The following is a 17424-nucleotide window of genomic DNA, read 5'->3' as shown; positions in this document are numbered from 1 at the left end:
CGGGCATAAAAGATTACACTTAAGCATTGATGCGGAAGGTTTGAAAATTTTGACGGAAATGACTCTTGGAAAAGCATTGTATCAGTACGTCGGGAAGTCAAGTCATCCAGAGTGTTCAGGAATTTTTACGACAACACCTTGAACACCTGCCGTTGTATATGTATACTTTTTAAACCAGCTTATTTCACACAATTCTAAAGGAGTATAGCTGATGACAAAACCTGGTGAAATTATTCTTCAAGAGAGCGACGATAGCACTGTGACACTCGTTCTTACCGGCTCTTGGAAGCTTGGAGGAATTGGTTCATCAGCCGAAGATGTCTATCAGCGCCTGCAATCTTTACCCACACCGAGTAAAATCAAATTTGACTCTAGCCAACTAAGTGAGTGGGACTCTGGTTTATTAATTTTTGCAAAGCGGTTACGAACAGTTTGCCAAACGAAAAACGATGTTTTTGACAGCAGCGGATTGCCCCAGGGGGCGCAACAATTATTAGCCTTAGCGGCTGCCGTACCAGAAAAAAAGGACGCTCGTAAAATAGAAAGCAAAACACCTTTTCTGGTAGTCGTGGGAAACGACACGGTCGAATTGTTCCATTCCATTGGAAAAATGCTCGAATTTATAGGAGAGGCAACCTTGGCTCTGCTGCGACTTTTTCATGGACAGGCCCGATTTCGACGTAGCGATATGCTTATGACCATGGAAAGTTGTGGTGGACAGGCATTACCAATCGTATCGCTAATCAGCTTCCTGGTCGGCCTCATTCTGGCGTTTGTAGGTGCTATCCAATTACAACTTTTTGGTGCTGAAATTTATGTGGCAGACCTGGTAGGTATAGCCATGGTTCGTTTGATGGCCGCCATTATGACCGGAATTGTAATGGCAGGCCGCACTGGAGGGGCTTTTGCAGCTCAACTTGGCACCATGCAAGTAAACCAGGAGATTGACGCCCTTCGAACCATGGGAATTTCTCCCATGGAATTCCTTGTCCTCCCAAGAATGTTAGCCTTGGCGCTGATGATGCCCTTACTTTGCCTCTATGCTAATATAATGGGAGTTCTTGGCGGCATGGTTGTCGGCGTAAGCTTACTGGACATCGGCCTCATACAATATTACAACCAAACAGTTGCTGCGGTACGCCTCTGGGATCTTGGAATTGGTATTTTCAGTGGGATTGTTTTCGGTGTGATCGTCTCATTATCAGGGTGCATGCGGGGAATGGAATGTGGCCGGAGCGCGTCTGCTGTCGGGGAAGCGGCAACTTCTGCAGTGGTAACCGCAGTTGTTGGCATCATTCTCTCTACAGCCGTCATTACTATTATCTGCAATATGCTGGGTATCTGATCGTGGTGCACTCTGTAGAGGGGCTGCACGAGCCAGAAAAAAAACACGCAAAAAACAGAAGCCTTGCCGGCATCAGAATAGTCTTTCAATACAATCGGTTCTTATCTTTCATGGCCGACTTATCTGGGTTAAAGGTCCTATAATTAACTATGATTGACCGACCACCGCACATAACCGTACAAGACTTTACGATGGGGTACGGAGATTTTGTCCTTATGCGCGATCTGAATTTTACGATCAATCATGGGGATATTTTTATCATCATGGGTGGCAGTGGTTGTGGAAAAAGTACTTTGATGACCATTCTAACAGGCCTGAAACGTCCCACCGGCGGAAAAGTATTCTACGACAAAACCGATTTCTGGGGTTCTGACCCAGAGGTTCGTGACCGAATTATTCGTCGGGCCGGAGTTATGTACCAAAGTGGAGCTCTTTGGAGCTCAATGACCCTGGCAGAAAATGTTTCACTGCCTCTAGAGAGCTATACAGCCTTGAGCGCAGCAGAAATAAAAGAAGTGGTGGATTTAAAACTTGAACTGGTTGGACTCGCCGGCTTTGGCGAATTCTATCCCTCTGAGATAAGCGGTGGCATGCAAAAACGTGCTGGAATTGCCCGCGCAATGGCCCTTGATCCAGAAATCCTCTTCTTTGACGAACCATCAGCAGGGCTTGACCCTGTAAGTGCGCGTCGTTTGGATGACATGATTCTGGAGCTCCGCGACAGCATGGGAACGACGATGGTTATTGTAACACATGAGCTGGCTAGTATTTTTGCGATCGGTGACAATTCTGTCTTTCTTGATGTTTCTCAACGCACCATGACCGCAACAGGAGACCCAAACAAATTGCTTGCTGAAAGTCGGGATCCGACCTTGCACATGTTTTTGACCCGGGGAGAAAAACTAACCTAATTTTTTGGTGGAAATAATGGCAAAACAAGCTAACACAATGATGATAGGCGGCTTTGTCGTGATTGCTGTTTTTCTTTTAGCGATCAGTATCGTGCTGTTTGGTTCCGGCAAATTCTTCAAACAAACCGAAGAGTTTGTACTCCATTTCGACACCTCTATTAAAGGACTCAACGTTGGGGCGCCGGTATTATTTAATGGTGTGAAGATTGGATCTGTTACAAAAATCGTCATGATCGCTGATCATAAAAATTATGAGTACATGATTCCCGTCTACATTGCAATTGAGCCCGATATTGTGCAGATCATGGATGGGGATGAGCGTATGGACCCACACGATTCGCTGCCAAAGTTAATTGATAAAGGATTAAGGGGCGTACTTACCTTGCAAAGCTTTATTACAGGTCAACTTATGATTGAACTAGGTTTCCATCCGGATACAACGGTGAACCTGAGGCAATCAACTGAACGGGTACCGGAAATTCCAACCATACAATCTACCAGCGAACGGTTATTTCAGATTCTACAACAAAGTGATTTTAAAGGAATGCTGGATAATCTGGAAAATGCTTTGTCAGGGATTGACAGTCTCGTCAATAATCAGGAACTGACTGATATCTTTCATTCCATAAGGCTTGCAGCCGACAATGTGAAGGATGTTACCGGAAAGATTAATACTCATGTGGACCCACTCGCTCAAAAAATAGACGATACGCTTACAGATTCTCAAAAGCTGATTAATAATTTGGATCATCAGCTTGAGCCAATTAGTGATGACGTCAAAAAAACTATTGACGATTTTGACAAACTTATTTTGACGGCAAATGCAGATCTGGCATCACTGACAGAGAGTATCGAAAAAAGTTTAGCTGACTTCAGAGGCATCGCATCTGAAGACTCACCATTTATAATTAAAGTGAAAGAAACACTTCAAAATATTTCAAGCATGGCGAGTTCATTGCAGCAGCTAGCTGATTATTTGGAACGGCATCCAGAATCGCTGCTCAGGGGAAAAGGCAAGTAAGGGGAGAATATTATGTTGGAGAGTAAGCGGTGTTTTTTGTCAGCAGCTATTATTTGCAGTGTGTTGTTCATTCTTTGTGGTTGCTCAGGAAGAAGTCCAGAGCCTCGCTTGTATATGCTTACCCCAGCTTCAGCAGTTGAGAGAGAACAAGTCTCCAGCAAAACAGATGCAAAAATATCTGTTGGTATAGGCCCTATAAAAATTGCAGATTACCTCAACCAAAAGAACATTATTACCCGTACCAATGACAATAGTATCAATCAAGCCAATTACGACCAGTGGTCAGGTTCCCTTAAGGATAACCTTATTACTGTTTTCTCAGAAAACATTGGCTACCTCTTAAAGACTGATTCAATATTTGTGTATCCGTGGCGCATTTTTATTCCGATCGATTACCAAGTTACAATGGATATTATCCGTTTTGATGGCCGGCTTGGAAAAGACGTCGTGCTGGTAGCTCGCTGGAACCTCTTAAAGGGGAAGGAGAAGGACATTACCGTTACAAAGCGGAGTGAAATTCGAATTCAAACCAGTGCTGGAAGTTATGAGGCTCTCGTCAAGACTCTAAGTAAAGCGCTCAGCATGCTTAGCACTGAAATTGTAAATACAATTCAAGATGCAGAAAATTGATTTCCACGAGCACTTCAATTTGTTTGAAAAATCATCGGATATATTTCTTTGCTCAGTATCTCTCATCTTTTTTGCCCTTCACCAAACTTTTTATCTTGAAAATACATCTGGATACCAAAAGGGAGTTTACAGCCTCAAACAACTCGAAAAGGAGTTTGAGTGGATACAAAATCACACATATTATACAAAAAGGAGCATTCGTAAGTGGCTTGACAAAATAAAGATACCACTAACCAGTACCATTTGAGAGGAAAACATACCCCAACCTGCTTGTTCAAAATTAGATTTGTGGTTAAGCATAATTGCGGTATCATCAGTTAGATCTTACCTGCCCCCACCACTCTTTCCCTGCTGGTAATCGATGCTGAAAAAAATTTTCCCTTTTACTGACTGGTTCCGCGGGTACACCCTTACTCACTTGAAAGCGGATGCCATGGCCGGGCTGACTGTGGCCCTGGTTCTTATACCGCAAAGCATGGCCTACGCCCAGCTTGCCGGACTCCCTGCCTATTACGGACTCTACGCTTCCTTCCTGCCACCGATAGTAGCGGCGCTTTTTGGTTCCAGCCGCCAGCTGGCAACCGGACCGGTTGCGGTGGTTTCTCTTATGACGGCAGCCTCACTTGCGCCTCTTGCAACCGCGGGCAGTGAAGCGTATATCGGGTATGCTATTCTTCTTTCCCTTATGATAGGACTTTTTCAGCTGCTGCTTGGAGTATTGCGCCTGGGATTGGTAGTCAACTTTCTTTCTCATCCAGTTATCATCGGCTTTACCAATGCTGCGGCCCTTATCATTGCCTCGTCGCAGCTTTCAAAGTTTTTCGGGGTGGTCGTAGACACGGCCCCTCATCACTATGAAACCATGCTACGGGTAATACAAGCAGCCAACCACTACACCCACTGGCCCACCCTGCTGATTGGACTAGCTGCTTTTACCGGCATAATCCTTCTCAAAAAATATGCGCCCCGCCTGCCCAATGTGCTGATTGTCGTCACGGCCGCTATCGTGCTCTCTGCCATGATCGATTTTGAACATAATCAGACCACAACGGTTGCCAACATTCGCTCACCCAAGGCCAAAAACATCCTGTGGACCTACCATATCCAGTCCAGGCTCCACAGCAAGCTGGTGGAACAACGATCCACCCTTACCCAAAAACTGGCAGAGACTCAATCGGGCAGCAAGGAGTGGATTATGCTGCTCCAGAAAATAGACATGCTGTCTCACAAGATCAGGGTGGCGAATAACCATGCGGCAACCCATCGTAACCTGGCCAGATCGATGCTGTTTCACAAGGTCGAAGATGGTGAAGCAGCTGGATTTTACCTGCGAGATGAACTCCCCCAATCCGCCCACACCGACAGCCGTACCTGGCGAGTAAAAGTCAGCCCTCAACCCGAGGATACAGAAAACTTTACCATGATCGGTGGCGGCAGCATTGTTGGCACAGTGCCCAAAGGACTCCCAGGTTTCAGCATGCCCCAATTGAATATGCAAACCATCAGCGAATTATTGTCTTATGCGGTAATCATTGCCATTATCGGTTTCATGGAGGCCATTTCCATTGCCAAGGCCATGGCCGTAGAAACCGGCGACAGGCTCAATCCAAACCAGGAACTCATTGGCCAGGGCCTGGGCAATATCATTGGTGCAATGGGGCAAAGCTATCCAACCTCAGGGTCTTTTTCCCGCTCTGCAGTTAACCTTCAAGCAGGTGCTGTCAGTGGTATGGCTTCTGTCTTGACCGGCTTGACCGTGGTGGTGGTGCTCCTTTTTCTCACTCCGTTACTCTATCATCTTCCACAGAGCGTATTGGCAGCCATCATCATGCTGGCAGTACTTGGTCTTATCAATGTTAAGGGATTGATTCACAGCTGGAAGGCACAATGGTATGACGGGGCAATAGTGGTTATCACCTTTTTTTCCACTCTGTACTTTGCTCCCCATCTAGACAAAGGAATTCTCATTGGGGCGGTTCTTTCGATTGTCATTTTCCTTTATAAAAGCATGCGCCCCCAAGTTGTTTCTCTGTCCAGGGGCGAGGACCAATACCTGCACGGCGCGCTTTCCCATGGCTTGCAGGAATGCAAATATATCGACGTGGTCCGGTTTGAAGGGGCTCTTTTTTTTGCCAATGCAGGCTACCTGGAAGACAAGGTGCTGGATCATATGGAAAGTAAAACCGACCTGAACCATATTATCATTGAATCATCCGGAATCAGCACGATTGATGCCTCCGGTATAGAAGCACTGAAACTGATCGTCGACAGAGTGCGTCGGGCTGGTATTACTATTTCTTTTAGTGGTGTGCATCGCACGGTAACCGACGTACTTATCCGTACCGGAATGATCAAGGACATCGGTATTCAGCACTTCTATCCAACCATGGAGAAAGCACTCAATGCGGTCTATGCCGATGCACATAAAGACCACGATGAAGCTGCATTTGACTGTCCCTTGAAAAGAGTTATTTACACGACGCCCGACAAACCAGGTGGCAAGCAGGAGCACTCTTACGATATTGCCGGCATCTGGAAATTTGACACGGTTAAATAACACTCACCATCAAACCATATCCGCCTACTTATCCAGCCACTCCTCAAGTCGCCGGATGCGAGCCGGATGGATGGTGGCTGAAGATAGTGCCTTATCAGCGTAATGATTGAACAGCTGCTTGTATTCTTTCTTCTCGCTGTCACCTTTGGTTTTGCTGTAGAGCCAGGCATAAGTATACGCCAGGTAATACTGGCTGTAACTGTTTTCCTGGTCGAGTTGAGCAGCCTTTTCAAATGCTGCAGCCGCCTCTTGATACTGTTTCTTCTGGTAGAAAATATACCCTGAAAAATTGGCGAGAAACGTATCGTTACCGCCTTTATCACGCGCGGTTTGCAGTGCCTTCAACGCACTGTCGTACTGATAAAATCCGTTCACGTGAACAATGGCAAGGTACCGGTACGGACGGGGGTCTTGCGGCTGAAGGACAATAGCCTTTTTCAAGGTTTGCATTGCCTTACGGCTCATGGAAGTCAGGGTATACAACCTGCCGAGTTTGAGCAATGTTGCAAAATCTTCTTTACCAGCGGCAACCTCTTTTTCCAAAGTCTCTATGGTGGCAGCAATGGCTCTATCATTGCCGATTTTGTACACCTCCTCCCCAGTTAAGGGGATATCCTGGCCATAAAACCTGAACGCATCCCATAAGAGAAGCATATAGGGATGTGCACCAAATTCAACTCCCCACGAGGGAGAAGGTCCCATGCGAATAAATCTCTTTTGGTTAACCAAATCAAACTGCCAGCCTTCATCAGTACGGCAAAAAAGGAAAGGAGCATTATTCCAGCCTTCTTTTTTCCCAAAAGAAATAACACCATGATTACCATCCTCCAACACCTGGTAAGCTCGTTTGCTGTAGGTCTGGTACTGTTGGGTAAGACGCTCTTTGGGCATGGTGGCAAAATCGCGGTAGGCCAGACGACCTGTAGGTAAGAAAACCTGCAGGAACGGGTCACGTTCCTGATCCTTCCATCGCTTCAGTAAAGTATGCCAGGCGTCATCAATACTTTTTCCAGCGGGGTAGCGTGTGTTTATTCTGTCGGCAGAAGAGACATCAATGACCTCCATCGGCTCCAAGGCAATCCTGGCCCCTGCTCCCTGGGAAAGATACCTTGCATCACGCTTGCTGATCGCATCTGCAACCGCAATATCAGCGTGGAGTACCTGGGCTCTTGCCTCAAGCTCTTCCATGACTGCAATAAGGCCAATTTCCAACTCACCGGCAACAAAACGGGATTGCAGTTGGCGCCGTTCAACAGCCCCGGTAAAAAGGTCGGTAAAGATGGGTTCCAGCTCATAGCTTATTTCCAGCTTCACTTCCTTACTCTCATCAACCAACAAAAGCAAGACACCGCCTCCCTCCATCGCCCTGCCAACCTGCCACTTGCTGAAAAGCAAGGCCGCCGCTTCACTAATCGTATATTGCCGGCCAAGGGAAGGTAGAACAACGATGAGCAACTCTATCTGGTGTCGATTACGAAAATCAGCAAGCGCTTTGGTAGTAGACTCGCGTAAATCATCCATGGTGCCGACATAGTCAAACACCACCTGTTGCTGATCAGGCCGCTGGGCCAGGATGTTATCCAGACTATGCTGTTGGTCAGTAGAGCAGCCGGATACCAGCAACAATCCGACTAGCACCCAAAAAAGCCATTTATATCGATAATCCTGAAGCATGGTTTTTCTCCCTCAAATGTCACTGGAGCATCACGGTTTCGTCAATTTTATACAAGATGGGTATACAGCTCCATTGTACCATAGCTCGTAAAAAAGGGAGTATACGATGGAATTTGTTTTGATTGCCTCAGCCCACTTTCTGGCCCTGCTCAGCCCTGGACCGGACTTTTTTCTCATCATGCAGACTGCACTACGGATGCCGATGCGTTACGCCTTGTCTGTCTGCGCAGGCATTGCCGCCGCCAATGGACTCTATCTGACCATTGCCGTTCTCGGTCTGGAGGCAGTACGCAACATGCATCTTTTGATGACGGTGCTCAAGTATCTGGGCAGCGGTTACCTCATCTACATTGGTTACCTACTCCTGCGTGCTCCTAAGAGACCATTAACCCAAAATGAAAAACAAGGATTTCTGCGTCAGCAATCCTTTATCCGCCAATTTACTCTAGGCTTTGCCTCGGCATGTCTCAATCCTAAAAATGCCATTTTCTACCTTTCCCTGTTCACGGTTATGGTATCCGCAGAAACACCTCTTGCAATACGGACGCTCTACGGACTATGGATGGCCGGTATAGTCTTTACCTGGGACATGGGGGTAGCTATGCTTATTGGAAACAGGCGAGCTAAAAATTATCTGGAAAAATGGATCTTCGGGTTGGAAAAGATATCAGGCCTGATGCTCTCCTTGTTTGGCATTTTGCTTTGCCTGGATTGAACCCAGACATGGTTCATCTTTACTGAAGGAGATTCGGCAGCCAGTGCACCAGCCCCGATACCAAGCTAACGTTATTGAACAAGAGGGACAGATGAGGGAACAAACAGAAAACAAGGAATTCTATTTCCGCGAAGGATGCTTTATCACCGAACTCTATAACACAACACATGATCCGGCGTGCTCGGTTGCCCAGGCTCGAGTTTTGCCAGGGACAACAACCAGATGGCATAGCCTTGACGGCATCATCGAGCGGTACCTTCTTCTTCAGGGACAGGGAGAGGTAGAAATCGGCAATGGGGCTCCAGCGACCATGAAGTCTGGGGATACAGTAATGATCCCTGCAGGAACAAGGCAGCGCATTCGCAATACAGGCAAGGAGGATCTGGTTTTCCTTGCCGTGTGCACGCCGAGATTTACCGAGGACAGGTACAAAGACCTTGAGCAATAATGAGCATGACAGATGTTGCGGCCGGCCTGCTTACCTTCTGCGGAGCTGCAGCACTCCCACCACAATCAGAATAAGCGGCCACCATTCCCGCAAAATGGCCTTGACCTGTCCCATGGGGAGGAAATCGAGATTAGAAAGCAGGAAAAAAGTTCCTATTACGATCAGAATAATCGGAAATATTTGCGAACCCATGGAGTCCTTAAGAAAAAATGTGTTTTTTTGTGTTTAACGGCACAGCCTGAACTAATGAAAAATCCGGGCTACGGTTTTTCCGGGGAAGCATCTGCGCTCCCCCTATCTGTTGATCCTGGAAGCAAACGTATCCGCTTTGCCTCGTACACGGACAAGACAAAGAGGGTTGCCATGGGGGTGGTAAACAGAGTACCCAATCCAGTGGAGCTTCCAAGGGAGGTAAGCACCAGGTATACGGCAACAACAGCTATATGTTCCGTAATCGGTTGCTGCATTGCCATTCTTGAGCTTTCCTGCAATGCGTCGAAAAGGCGATACTGCTGATCAGTCATCAGCGGCAGCATGTATATGCAGAAAAAAGCCACAGCGAGAATAACAACCAGCCCTGGCAGAACCAACATTGCCAACCCGAAAAAAACCGCGATCCCGATCAGAATTCCAAAGCCGATCAGCGGGAGGAAAAGATGCATTTCAGCAAACAGGTCCCTTATTTCCGGCTTTCTTCCCTCTCGTATTGCCAGGAGTAGTGACTGCATGTATCCGGCAGTCAGAACCGGTGCAAGGATACCAAGGGTAAGCATGGAGGCACCGAGCAAAATGACGGTGGAAATGAGTAGAGAAGGGAGAAAGGCGGTAAAGACCTGCCATGATTTCTCAAAATGTTGTTTAAAATCCATACAGTCCTCTTTTTTTCACTTATAAAAGTCCGAAATACCATAAACAACAGGGGCATCTGAGGCAAGCACTATGGTTTTTTTTACTCTCCCTGGAAAAGATGATCGGCGAGTCCATCCACGGTACGCACCGGAACACATCGCATCCCTTTTTTTCCCGCTCCCTTTATCTGGCGCATACTCGATTCAGGCATGATAAAGGTGGAAAACCCAAGCCGCTCCGCTTCCCGCAGCCGCATTTCCATCTGCCCCACGGCCCGAATTTCTCCGGCAAGCCCCACCTCACCGCAAACAACCGTTGCAGGATCAATGGTCTTTTCAAAGAGACTAGACAGCAGTGCCACTACCATGCCCAGGTCCAATGCGGGTTCATCAATCCGTATTCCACCGGCAATATTCAAAAAAATATCATGATCGAACAGGGTCACGCCCAGTTTCTTTTCTAAAACAGCGGTCAAGAGTGCCAAACGTTGCGGATCGGCACCAATGGCTGTTCTACGAGCGTTGCCGGGACTCGATCTGCTCACCAAAGCCTGTACTTCAACCAGAATCGGCCGCGTCCCTTCGATGGAGGGCATCACAACGGAACCCGGCACATTGACGGGTCGCTCTGCAAGAAATAAAGCGGAAGGATTGGTAACCTCGGCTAAACCATTTTCCTTCATTTCAAACACGCCGATTTCATTGGTCGAGCCGAACCTGTTCTTGACCGTACGCACAATCCGGAACACCTGCCCCCGATCCCCCTCAAAATAGAGAACCGTATCCACCATATGCTCCAGCACACGCGGTCCGGCAATAGAGCCATCCTTGGTCACATGTCCCACCAACAGAACCGGCAAATCACGGCTCTTAGCAAGGGTCAGAAGCCGAGCTGTGGACTCCCGTACCTGGGTGACGGACCCCGGAGCAGAGCCGATTTCTTCACTGTACATCGTCTGAATCGAATCAACAGCTAAGAGTACCGGCTGCATATCACGAGCCAGCTCAATGATGGATTCCACGCAATTTTCAGTGGATATATAGATGTGAGGGCTGTCAATCTTGAGTCTTTCAGCCCGCATGCGGATCTGCTGCGCTGACTCCTCACCGGTCACATAGAGCAATTGTTTATCCTGCCCGCTAAGGGCAGCAAGCAGCTGAAGAATCAGGGTGGATTTACCTATTCCGGGATCGCCGCCGATTAAAATCATGGAGCCGGGAACTATACCGCCGCCAAGCACTCTGTCCATTTCATGAATGGATGTCACCAGACGTGTGGTTTCTTTTTCCTTTACCGCCTGCAGGGACTCCGGTTTACGTGATGTTGCACGTGAAGCTTTTTGCCGGACCTGCTGCTGTTCGCTCAAGGTGTCCCAGGCAGAACAGTCCGGACACTGACCAAGCCATTTTCTGCTCTCGTATCCACATTGAGAGCAGATAAACACTGTCTGTGTTTTTTTACTCGGTGGCATATTGCTCATCTGCCTGTAAAAATATCATCTTATACATTCTTCGGTACTCTGCAACACTGCTTTCATCGAGCCACCTTTCATAGGCTGCCCTGTATCTTTCGGTAGGACGTTGCTCTTCTAACACTTTATTAATGGCTGCGATCGCCTTTGCTCCCCACTCATTTTTGGAGCAGGCCACATAGGTCAACATGGGCTCATGATCAACAAGGTTTTCCTTTACCGACAGGGTCATAATCTGGTCTCTGAGCCCCATTGTCTCTGCAAGATACATGGCCTCTTCCGGGAGCCCCGGCATTGCTTGAACCCGACCAGCCAACAGCATCTTAAAAAGATTTAACGACAGTTCAGGGCCTTCATAGGAGAAGAGATTGTCTTGGTTCCCATAGGTGTTCAGGATTTCATCAAAGGCCGGCCCGTATGAACGCTTGGCTGCCCGACCAATGATAAAGTTATTACTGGCCAGCACATCCTTGAGGCTCACGGTCTTCTTGCCACCAAAGGCAGCAAACTGCTCTTTTTTTATGATCAGCACTGGTGGCAGAGTAAAAACACTGGGAATGGAAAACAGCGCAAATTCTTCCCTTTCCTCTGTTTTATACATAGCGAGACTACAGGCAGGCTCACCTTGTTTCCACTGCTGATAATGACGGGAAATATTTGCCTGCATAGAAACATGATCATACTGGGGCAAATTTTCCTTGAGAATGTCGGTAATGAGATCTTCATATCCCTGCCCTTTCAATTCCCCCTCGTGAATAAAAAATGGCGGCGCCACAGCCTCCATCCAATACATTTTTTCCTTGGCAAAAAGAGTTGTCGGAGCTAACAGGATACTCATCACAAATATGTATGATACGATTTTTGTTATACGTTGCATATATTCCACATTCTCCACTGTTTTTCCCGCACCATTGCATTGTCAATCTAATATCAAGCACAGAGGACTGTTTGCAGTGTCGTGCCCAACTGTTCCAGAGTGTATGGCTTGGCAATAAAACCTCCAGCCCCCATCTCAAGGGTAACACGAACATCTTCATCCTCTGCATAGCCACTGGCAATAATCGCTTTTTGCCCCGGATGCATTTTCAGCACTTCTTCATAGGTCTGCCTGCCGTTATATTGACCAGGTGCCATTAACATGTCCAGTAACAGCACATCCACCGAATTGATTGTCAAATATTCCAGGGCTTCTTCTCCCGAACTTACAACAAATGTTTCGTACTCGAGTGATTGCAACAACTTCGTCGCTACATCTCTTTGTCGAGGCTCATCGTCAACAACCAGAATCGCTTCTCCTTTGCCCTTTAACTCCCGCCAGTCTCTCTCAGTAGCAGCAGACACACGAGGCTCGGCAACACTAGGAAAATACATGTCAAAAGTTGTTCCCGCCGACGAACTCCGCACATTAACAGTCCCACCATGATCACGAACAATGTTCCAAACAACCGCCAAACCAAGGCCGGTTCCACTCCTTCCCATGACTTTTTTCGTATAAAAAGGCTCAAAGATGTGCTGAATTTCAGCTTGAGCTATACCAACACCGGTATCACTGACCGTAATCTTTGTATATTGCCCTTGGCTGGGCAACTGCCATTGTTCCTGTTCTCGCGCTGTGACTACCCTATTCTCGGTTTTGATACGTAAAATCCCGTGCCTGCTGATAGCTTCGACAGCATTGGTGATCAGGTTCATCAGACATTTACGCACATAAATTGCAGAACAAGCGATATTGCACAACTCGGAATCAAGAACAGGCTCAATGGATACCAGAGGATGTCGCGTACACAGTTCCTGAAAATCAGGAGAAACCAGATATTCGCGGATTAAGTCATTCGGAGCAACAATTTCTCTTTCCGCAATTACCCCTCTGGCAACCGTCAGTAAATCAGCAACTACTTCACTGGCATCCATGCCGGCCTTTCGTATAGTTTCAAGAGGTCCCTTCATAGGGCTATCCTTCGCCTGATCCAACAGCAACAGTTCAGGATAACTGACAATACCGGACAAAATATTATTGAGATCATGGGCAACGCCACCGGCCATCAGACCAATAGCTTTCATCTTCTGGTCTTTAAGCAGTTGTTCCTCCAAACGATGCCTTTCGGTAATATCGATACCAATAACCCGAGCACCGACGATATGCTCACCATCCGTGATTGATGCGGCACACAATAGAAGAGGGAACGAGGTCCCATCCCCCCCTTTTGCCTTAAACTCTTTCAAATCGGTATTTCCATCCTGCAACGCTTTTTGAAACCTTTCCCTGACAGTGGTACCTTCTTTCTCTACAATATAGCTGAACAAATTGTGTTTTTCCGTTTTCTCCCACTTAAACCCGAGACGGCACTGTGCCTCTTTGTTTGCATAGGTTATATTTCCATCAGTATCTATTTCAAAAACCATCTCTGGGAGGAGATTAACCAAATCGTGAAAACGCCTCTCGCTATCCCGCAAATTCTTTGTTCGTTCGAGGACCAACTGTTCAAGGATTGCCCTGCGCCTGAGAAGAGAGTCTATGATGATGATAATCAACAACAACAACAGGTGCAGACACAAAATATTCAACAGTGGAAAGACCACTTGCACATACTTAACGCCATGCAACTTACCAATGTTCATACCGCTATGAGTAATATTTTGCTCAAGTTCCTTGGTCCAAATCATGCCTATTTGAAACAACCATTTAGAAACGCCTTCAAGCGGTCGGGAAACCACCTTCAAAAAATCCTTTTCCCCAGGAATCAAAATAGCAAGCGACTGGTAGTGCTGGGCTTTTAGTGCCAATTGTAAATATGCTGCGGCACCACTGGCATTGAGCGCCCATATATCATCGGCCAAAAAGACGGCATGTGTTTTAAAATCTTCCTTATCAACGCGCTTTTGGCCCACGACATATCCTATCGAACTTATGCAAAATGAAATTGCAACAAGGAGTATGATAATACAATGGCGACGATTCAGGTGAAAGTCTGTCATGTTTCCTGCACGGTTACGATACGTAGGCTAATTCCTAAAATTCATGGACTTGTCAATCCATCCCACTCTGAACAACACCACCTACCGGCCTTAGAAAGACTGTTGGGTAAAGCCTCATCACCAACCCAGGCGCTATTTCAAGAGAATCAATACACTGCTGCTTACTTTTGCACTACAGGAATGAGATTTTTTATCATCTTTTCATACTCACCAGATGCCTGTAGCCGAAGAAATGCACTTTTAAATGACTCAACCAGCTCTCTCTCTGAATTTTTTGAAATAGCTAAATAACCATCAAGCTCAATATCCAAAGGAAAACGTCGTTCTACAAGGCTATGAGGATCATGGCCCATCATGGAGAGGGTATAATGCGCTGTATTTTCATCTGCCGCCCAAAGGTCGATCCAGCCAAGGATAAGCTTCTGAGCAATTGCACGTGGAGTGGTGTCTTCTACCAGCCTGGTAAAGCCCTTATTTTTCAAGTGACGAAAACGAACGGCATTACGTAAAACGCCGATGGAAAATTTTTTGGCATCATCCAGAGTCTGAATATCGATATCGTCCCTTCCCTGCAATGAATAGAGGTAGGTTTTTCCTGTTGCAACAACACCAATCCATTCAAAAGCTCCCTCACGCTCAGGCGTCCTGACAAGAGGATAAATGAGAACATTTTTTTCTTCCAAGGCCTTTTTGTAGGACCTTGCCCAAGGGTATGAAGAAATTTCCGTGTCTATCTCCAAGCTATCAAGCAGTGCTCTGACTATTTTGGTTGAAATCCCACTGACAGCACCTTTTTCTGTATAATTAAAGGGTGGGTATTCAGTTGTAACTACATTTACTTGCCGGCAAAATGCCTGGCCATGCGCCGTCAAAAAAAAGAGTACGCTCAGCATCCCAGCCTTGAACAACATTGACCTACTATAAGTAGATGGCACCATCACCTCCGCATAAATTACATGTCCTGCCATTCTTCTACAAAAAAAAACCAGAATTCAAACATGTTCCATCGTATCTTAAACGTTAACCACAGTCAATTATGGGCCTGCGGGGAAATAAAAAAAAGCACGTTTCAATTCCCTTAAAAAAACTGGGACCTATTGCGCTGGTATTCTCAACAATGGTAATTATGGTATGTACGTTTGTGTACTTTGGATCAAGATTGCGTGCGAGATGGCTAGCTCATACCTTCTCCCCCGTCGCCGATTGAAGAATCGATGATTAGCTCATGACGAAATGATAACAACAATCTAATCCCACTGTACTATAATGCAGACAAGCAGGAAAGAATTGCCTTGTTGCAGATGCAACTCCACATTTTATAATTTTACGCACTCTCACGAAGAGACTCAGAAACATGGAGAAACATATGAGCCATAACTTTATACCTAATAACAAGACTAAAATCGTCTGTACCATTGGCCCTGCATCAGACTCTCCCGCCATGCTCGAGAAAATGATTAAGGCAGGTATGAACATCGCCAGGCTCAACTTTTCCCATGGCGATTTTGCAAATCATGGCGAAATTATCCGCAGGATAAGAGCTGCGGCGGAAAAAACAGGCCGAAGAGTTGCCATCATGGCTGATCTCCCTGGCCCTAAAATACGGATCGGCAACTTGGTCAAAGAACCGGTTGAGGTTAAAATAGGTGCTCGTTTCACCCTGACCACAGAAGAAATCATCGGCAACTGGGAGGAGGTTTCCGTTACCTTTAAACAGCTGCCCCAGGTCGTAACCCAAGGCGATATCCTGTTTCTTAACGATGGTCTTATCCAGTTGCGGGTAGAAGAGATACAGGGAAAAAAGGTGCACTGTATTGTATCGGTGGGCGGCAAGCTCCGCTCCAAAAAAGGATTGAACCTGCCTGGAATCGACCTGGGGGTATCCGCATTTACCGAACATGACCGAGCATGTATGCAGTATGCGCTTGATAATGGAGTCGATGCTATCAGCCAATCCTTTGTCAACGATGCCGCCGACATAGAAGCGGTGAGAAAAGCTGCCACAGAAATGGGTTACGCCCCTTTTATCATTGCTAAAATTGAGCGGTCATCGATTTACCATAAAATCGATGAAATACTTGAAGCCTCCGACGGGGTCATGGTTGCACGGGGCGATCTTGGGGTGGAAATACCCATTGAAGAAATCGCCATGATTCAAAAGAAAATTACGGTTAGAGGAAACCTGTTTGGTAAGCCGGTCATCACCGCTACCCAGATGTTGGAATCCATGACCAATAACCGTCGCCCAACGCGGGCCGAGGCTACCGATGTTGCCAATGCAATTCTGGACGGAACCGACGGAGTCATGCTTTCGGAAGAATCAGCTATGGGTAATTATCCGCTGGAAGCGACCAAGATGCTGGTCCGTATTGCCGTTGCCACAGAACCCCACCGCACAAGCCTTAACTACGCCAGAGTTCCGGACAAACCTATTTACAACCATATCAAAGAGGTGGACTATATTGCCAGCAGCGTCAAAAGCATTATCAGTCAAACCGATGACGTTGCAGCCATTTTATCGCCGACAGACAGTGGTTTGACTGCACGAAGACTCTCCCGCTTTCGGCTGCCGACATGGATACTTGCAGTCAGTTCCAACAAAAAAACCATTAAGGAGCTTATTTTCAGCTATGGTGTTTTCCCCATTTATGAACTTAATCATCCTACAGACTGGACCGACTATGCCCGTGATTATTCGGTTAAGTATGGTTTAAAGGGGAGTTGCATTATTCAAACCGAAGGCCCTTCCCCGGAAAACCCGAATCGTAACCATAAGATGGAGATCATCGACCTTCGAGAGTTGCAATAGCCCATGGCAGAATGCACT

At 46.8% G+C, this 17424-nt stretch carries 15 protein-coding genes; 8 read left to right on the top strand and 7 right to left on the bottom strand.

Going from position 1 to position 17424, the window contains the following annotated elements:
• Positions 1–211 precede the first annotated feature (211 nt).
• The 5 genes from ACHZCY_RS12990 (at position 212) to ACHZCY_RS12970 (ending at position 6464) form a co-directional block, all read left to right on the top strand.
• Positions 212–1345: an MlaE family ABC transporter permease gene (locus tag ACHZCY_RS12990; RefSeq protein ID WP_319549185.1), complete on the top strand. Its 1134-nt coding sequence runs from the start codon at positions 212–214 to the stop codon at positions 1343–1345.
• A gap of 149 nt (positions 1346–1494) precedes the next feature.
• Positions 1495–2256 (top strand): ABC transporter ATP-binding protein, encoded by a 762-nt coding sequence (locus ACHZCY_RS12985; protein WP_394713402.1) that lies wholly within the window; start codon positions 1495–1497, stop codon positions 2254–2256.
• A 16-nt stretch (positions 2257–2272) separates the two neighbouring features.
• Positions 2273–3277, top strand: coding sequence for an MlaD family protein (locus ACHZCY_RS12980; RefSeq protein ID WP_319549183.1), 1005 nt, complete (start codon positions 2273–2275; stop codon positions 3275–3277).
• Between the two features lie 12 nt (positions 3278–3289).
• The gene (locus ACHZCY_RS12975) at positions 3290–3907 is read left to right on the top strand and encodes a PqiC family protein (RefSeq protein ID WP_394713401.1); all 618 of its coding nucleotides are present in this window, start codon (positions 3290–3292) and stop codon (positions 3905–3907) included.
• Positions 3908–4268: 361 nt separating this feature from the next.
• Positions 4269–6464 carry a SulP family inorganic anion transporter gene (locus ACHZCY_RS12970; protein WP_319549182.1) on the top strand — a complete coding sequence of 732 codons (2196 nt, stop codon included), beginning with the start codon at positions 4269–4271 and terminating at the stop codon, positions 6462–6464.
• 24 nt (positions 6465–6488) lie between these two features.
• On the opposite strand, the gene ACHZCY_RS12965 is transcribed toward ACHZCY_RS12970, so the two are convergent.
• Positions 6489–8138, bottom strand: coding sequence for a TPM domain-containing protein (locus ACHZCY_RS12965; RefSeq protein WP_319549181.1), 1650 nt, complete (start codon positions 8136–8138; stop codon positions 6489–6491).
• Between the two features lie 106 nt (positions 8139–8244).
• Between ACHZCY_RS12965 and ACHZCY_RS12960 the strand changes: the two genes are divergently transcribed.
• On the top strand, positions 8245–8853 hold the full coding sequence (locus ACHZCY_RS12960) for a LysE family translocator (RefSeq protein WP_319549180.1): 609 nt from the start codon (positions 8245–8247) through the stop codon (positions 8851–8853).
• 91 nt (positions 8854–8944) lie between these two features.
• On the top strand, positions 8945–9301 hold the full coding sequence (locus ACHZCY_RS12955; protein WP_319549179.1) for a cupin domain-containing protein: 357 nt from the start codon (positions 8945–8947) through the stop codon (positions 9299–9301).
• 30 nt (positions 9302–9331) lie between these two features.
• Here the strand turns inward: ACHZCY_RS12955 and ACHZCY_RS12950 are convergent, their stop codons facing one another.
• The 6 genes from ACHZCY_RS12950 to ACHZCY_RS12925 all read right to left on the bottom strand — a co-directional run bounded on the left by ACHZCY_RS12950 (position 9332) and on the right by ACHZCY_RS12925 (position 15535).
• Positions 9332–9493, bottom strand: a complete 162-nt coding sequence (locus tag ACHZCY_RS12950; protein WP_205222181.1) for a LiaI-LiaF-like domain-containing protein — start codon at positions 9491–9493, stop codon at positions 9332–9334.
• 68 nt (positions 9494–9561) lie between these two features.
• Positions 9562–10170, bottom strand: coding sequence for a hypothetical protein (locus tag ACHZCY_RS12945; RefSeq protein ID WP_205222180.1), 609 nt, complete (start codon positions 10168–10170; stop codon positions 9562–9564).
• Between the two features lie 80 nt (positions 10171–10250).
• The gene (gene radA / locus ACHZCY_RS12940; RefSeq protein WP_319549178.1) at positions 10251–11621 is read right to left on the bottom strand and encodes a DNA repair protein RadA; all 1371 of its coding nucleotides are present in this window, start codon (positions 11619–11621) and stop codon (positions 10251–10253) included.
• Positions 11608–12498 (bottom strand): TIGR02285 family protein, encoded by an 891-nt coding sequence (locus tag ACHZCY_RS12935; RefSeq protein ID WP_319549177.1) that lies wholly within the window; start codon positions 12496–12498, stop codon positions 11608–11610. Before ACHZCY_RS12935 ends, radA begins: the two co-directional genes overlap by 14 nt.
• Positions 12499–12551: 53 nt before the next feature.
• Positions 12552–14510 (bottom strand): hybrid sensor histidine kinase/response regulator, encoded by a 1959-nt coding sequence (locus tag ACHZCY_RS12930; protein WP_319549176.1) that lies wholly within the window; start codon positions 14508–14510, stop codon positions 12552–12554.
• A gap of 248 nt (positions 14511–14758) precedes the next feature.
• Entirely contained in the window at positions 14759–15535 is a 777-nt protein-coding gene (locus ACHZCY_RS12925; RefSeq protein ID WP_319549175.1) for a substrate-binding periplasmic protein, read from the bottom strand.
• A 428-nt stretch (positions 15536–15963) separates the two neighbouring features.
• Between ACHZCY_RS12925 and pyk the strand changes: the two genes are divergently transcribed.
• A complete protein-coding gene (pyk, locus tag ACHZCY_RS12920) occupies positions 15964–17406 on the top strand; it encodes a pyruvate kinase (RefSeq protein ID WP_319549174.1) in 1443 nt (480 codons plus the stop codon).
• Positions 17407–17424: the final 18 nt, after the last annotated feature.

This window comes from Desulfogranum marinum, assembly GCF_963675105.2.
GTDB lineage: Bacteria > Desulfobacterota > Desulfobulbia > Desulfobulbales > Desulfobulbaceae > Desulfogranum > Desulfogranum marinum.
Note: the sequence above shows the minus strand (reverse complement) of the source record. Positions and strands in the feature narration are given on the sequence as shown.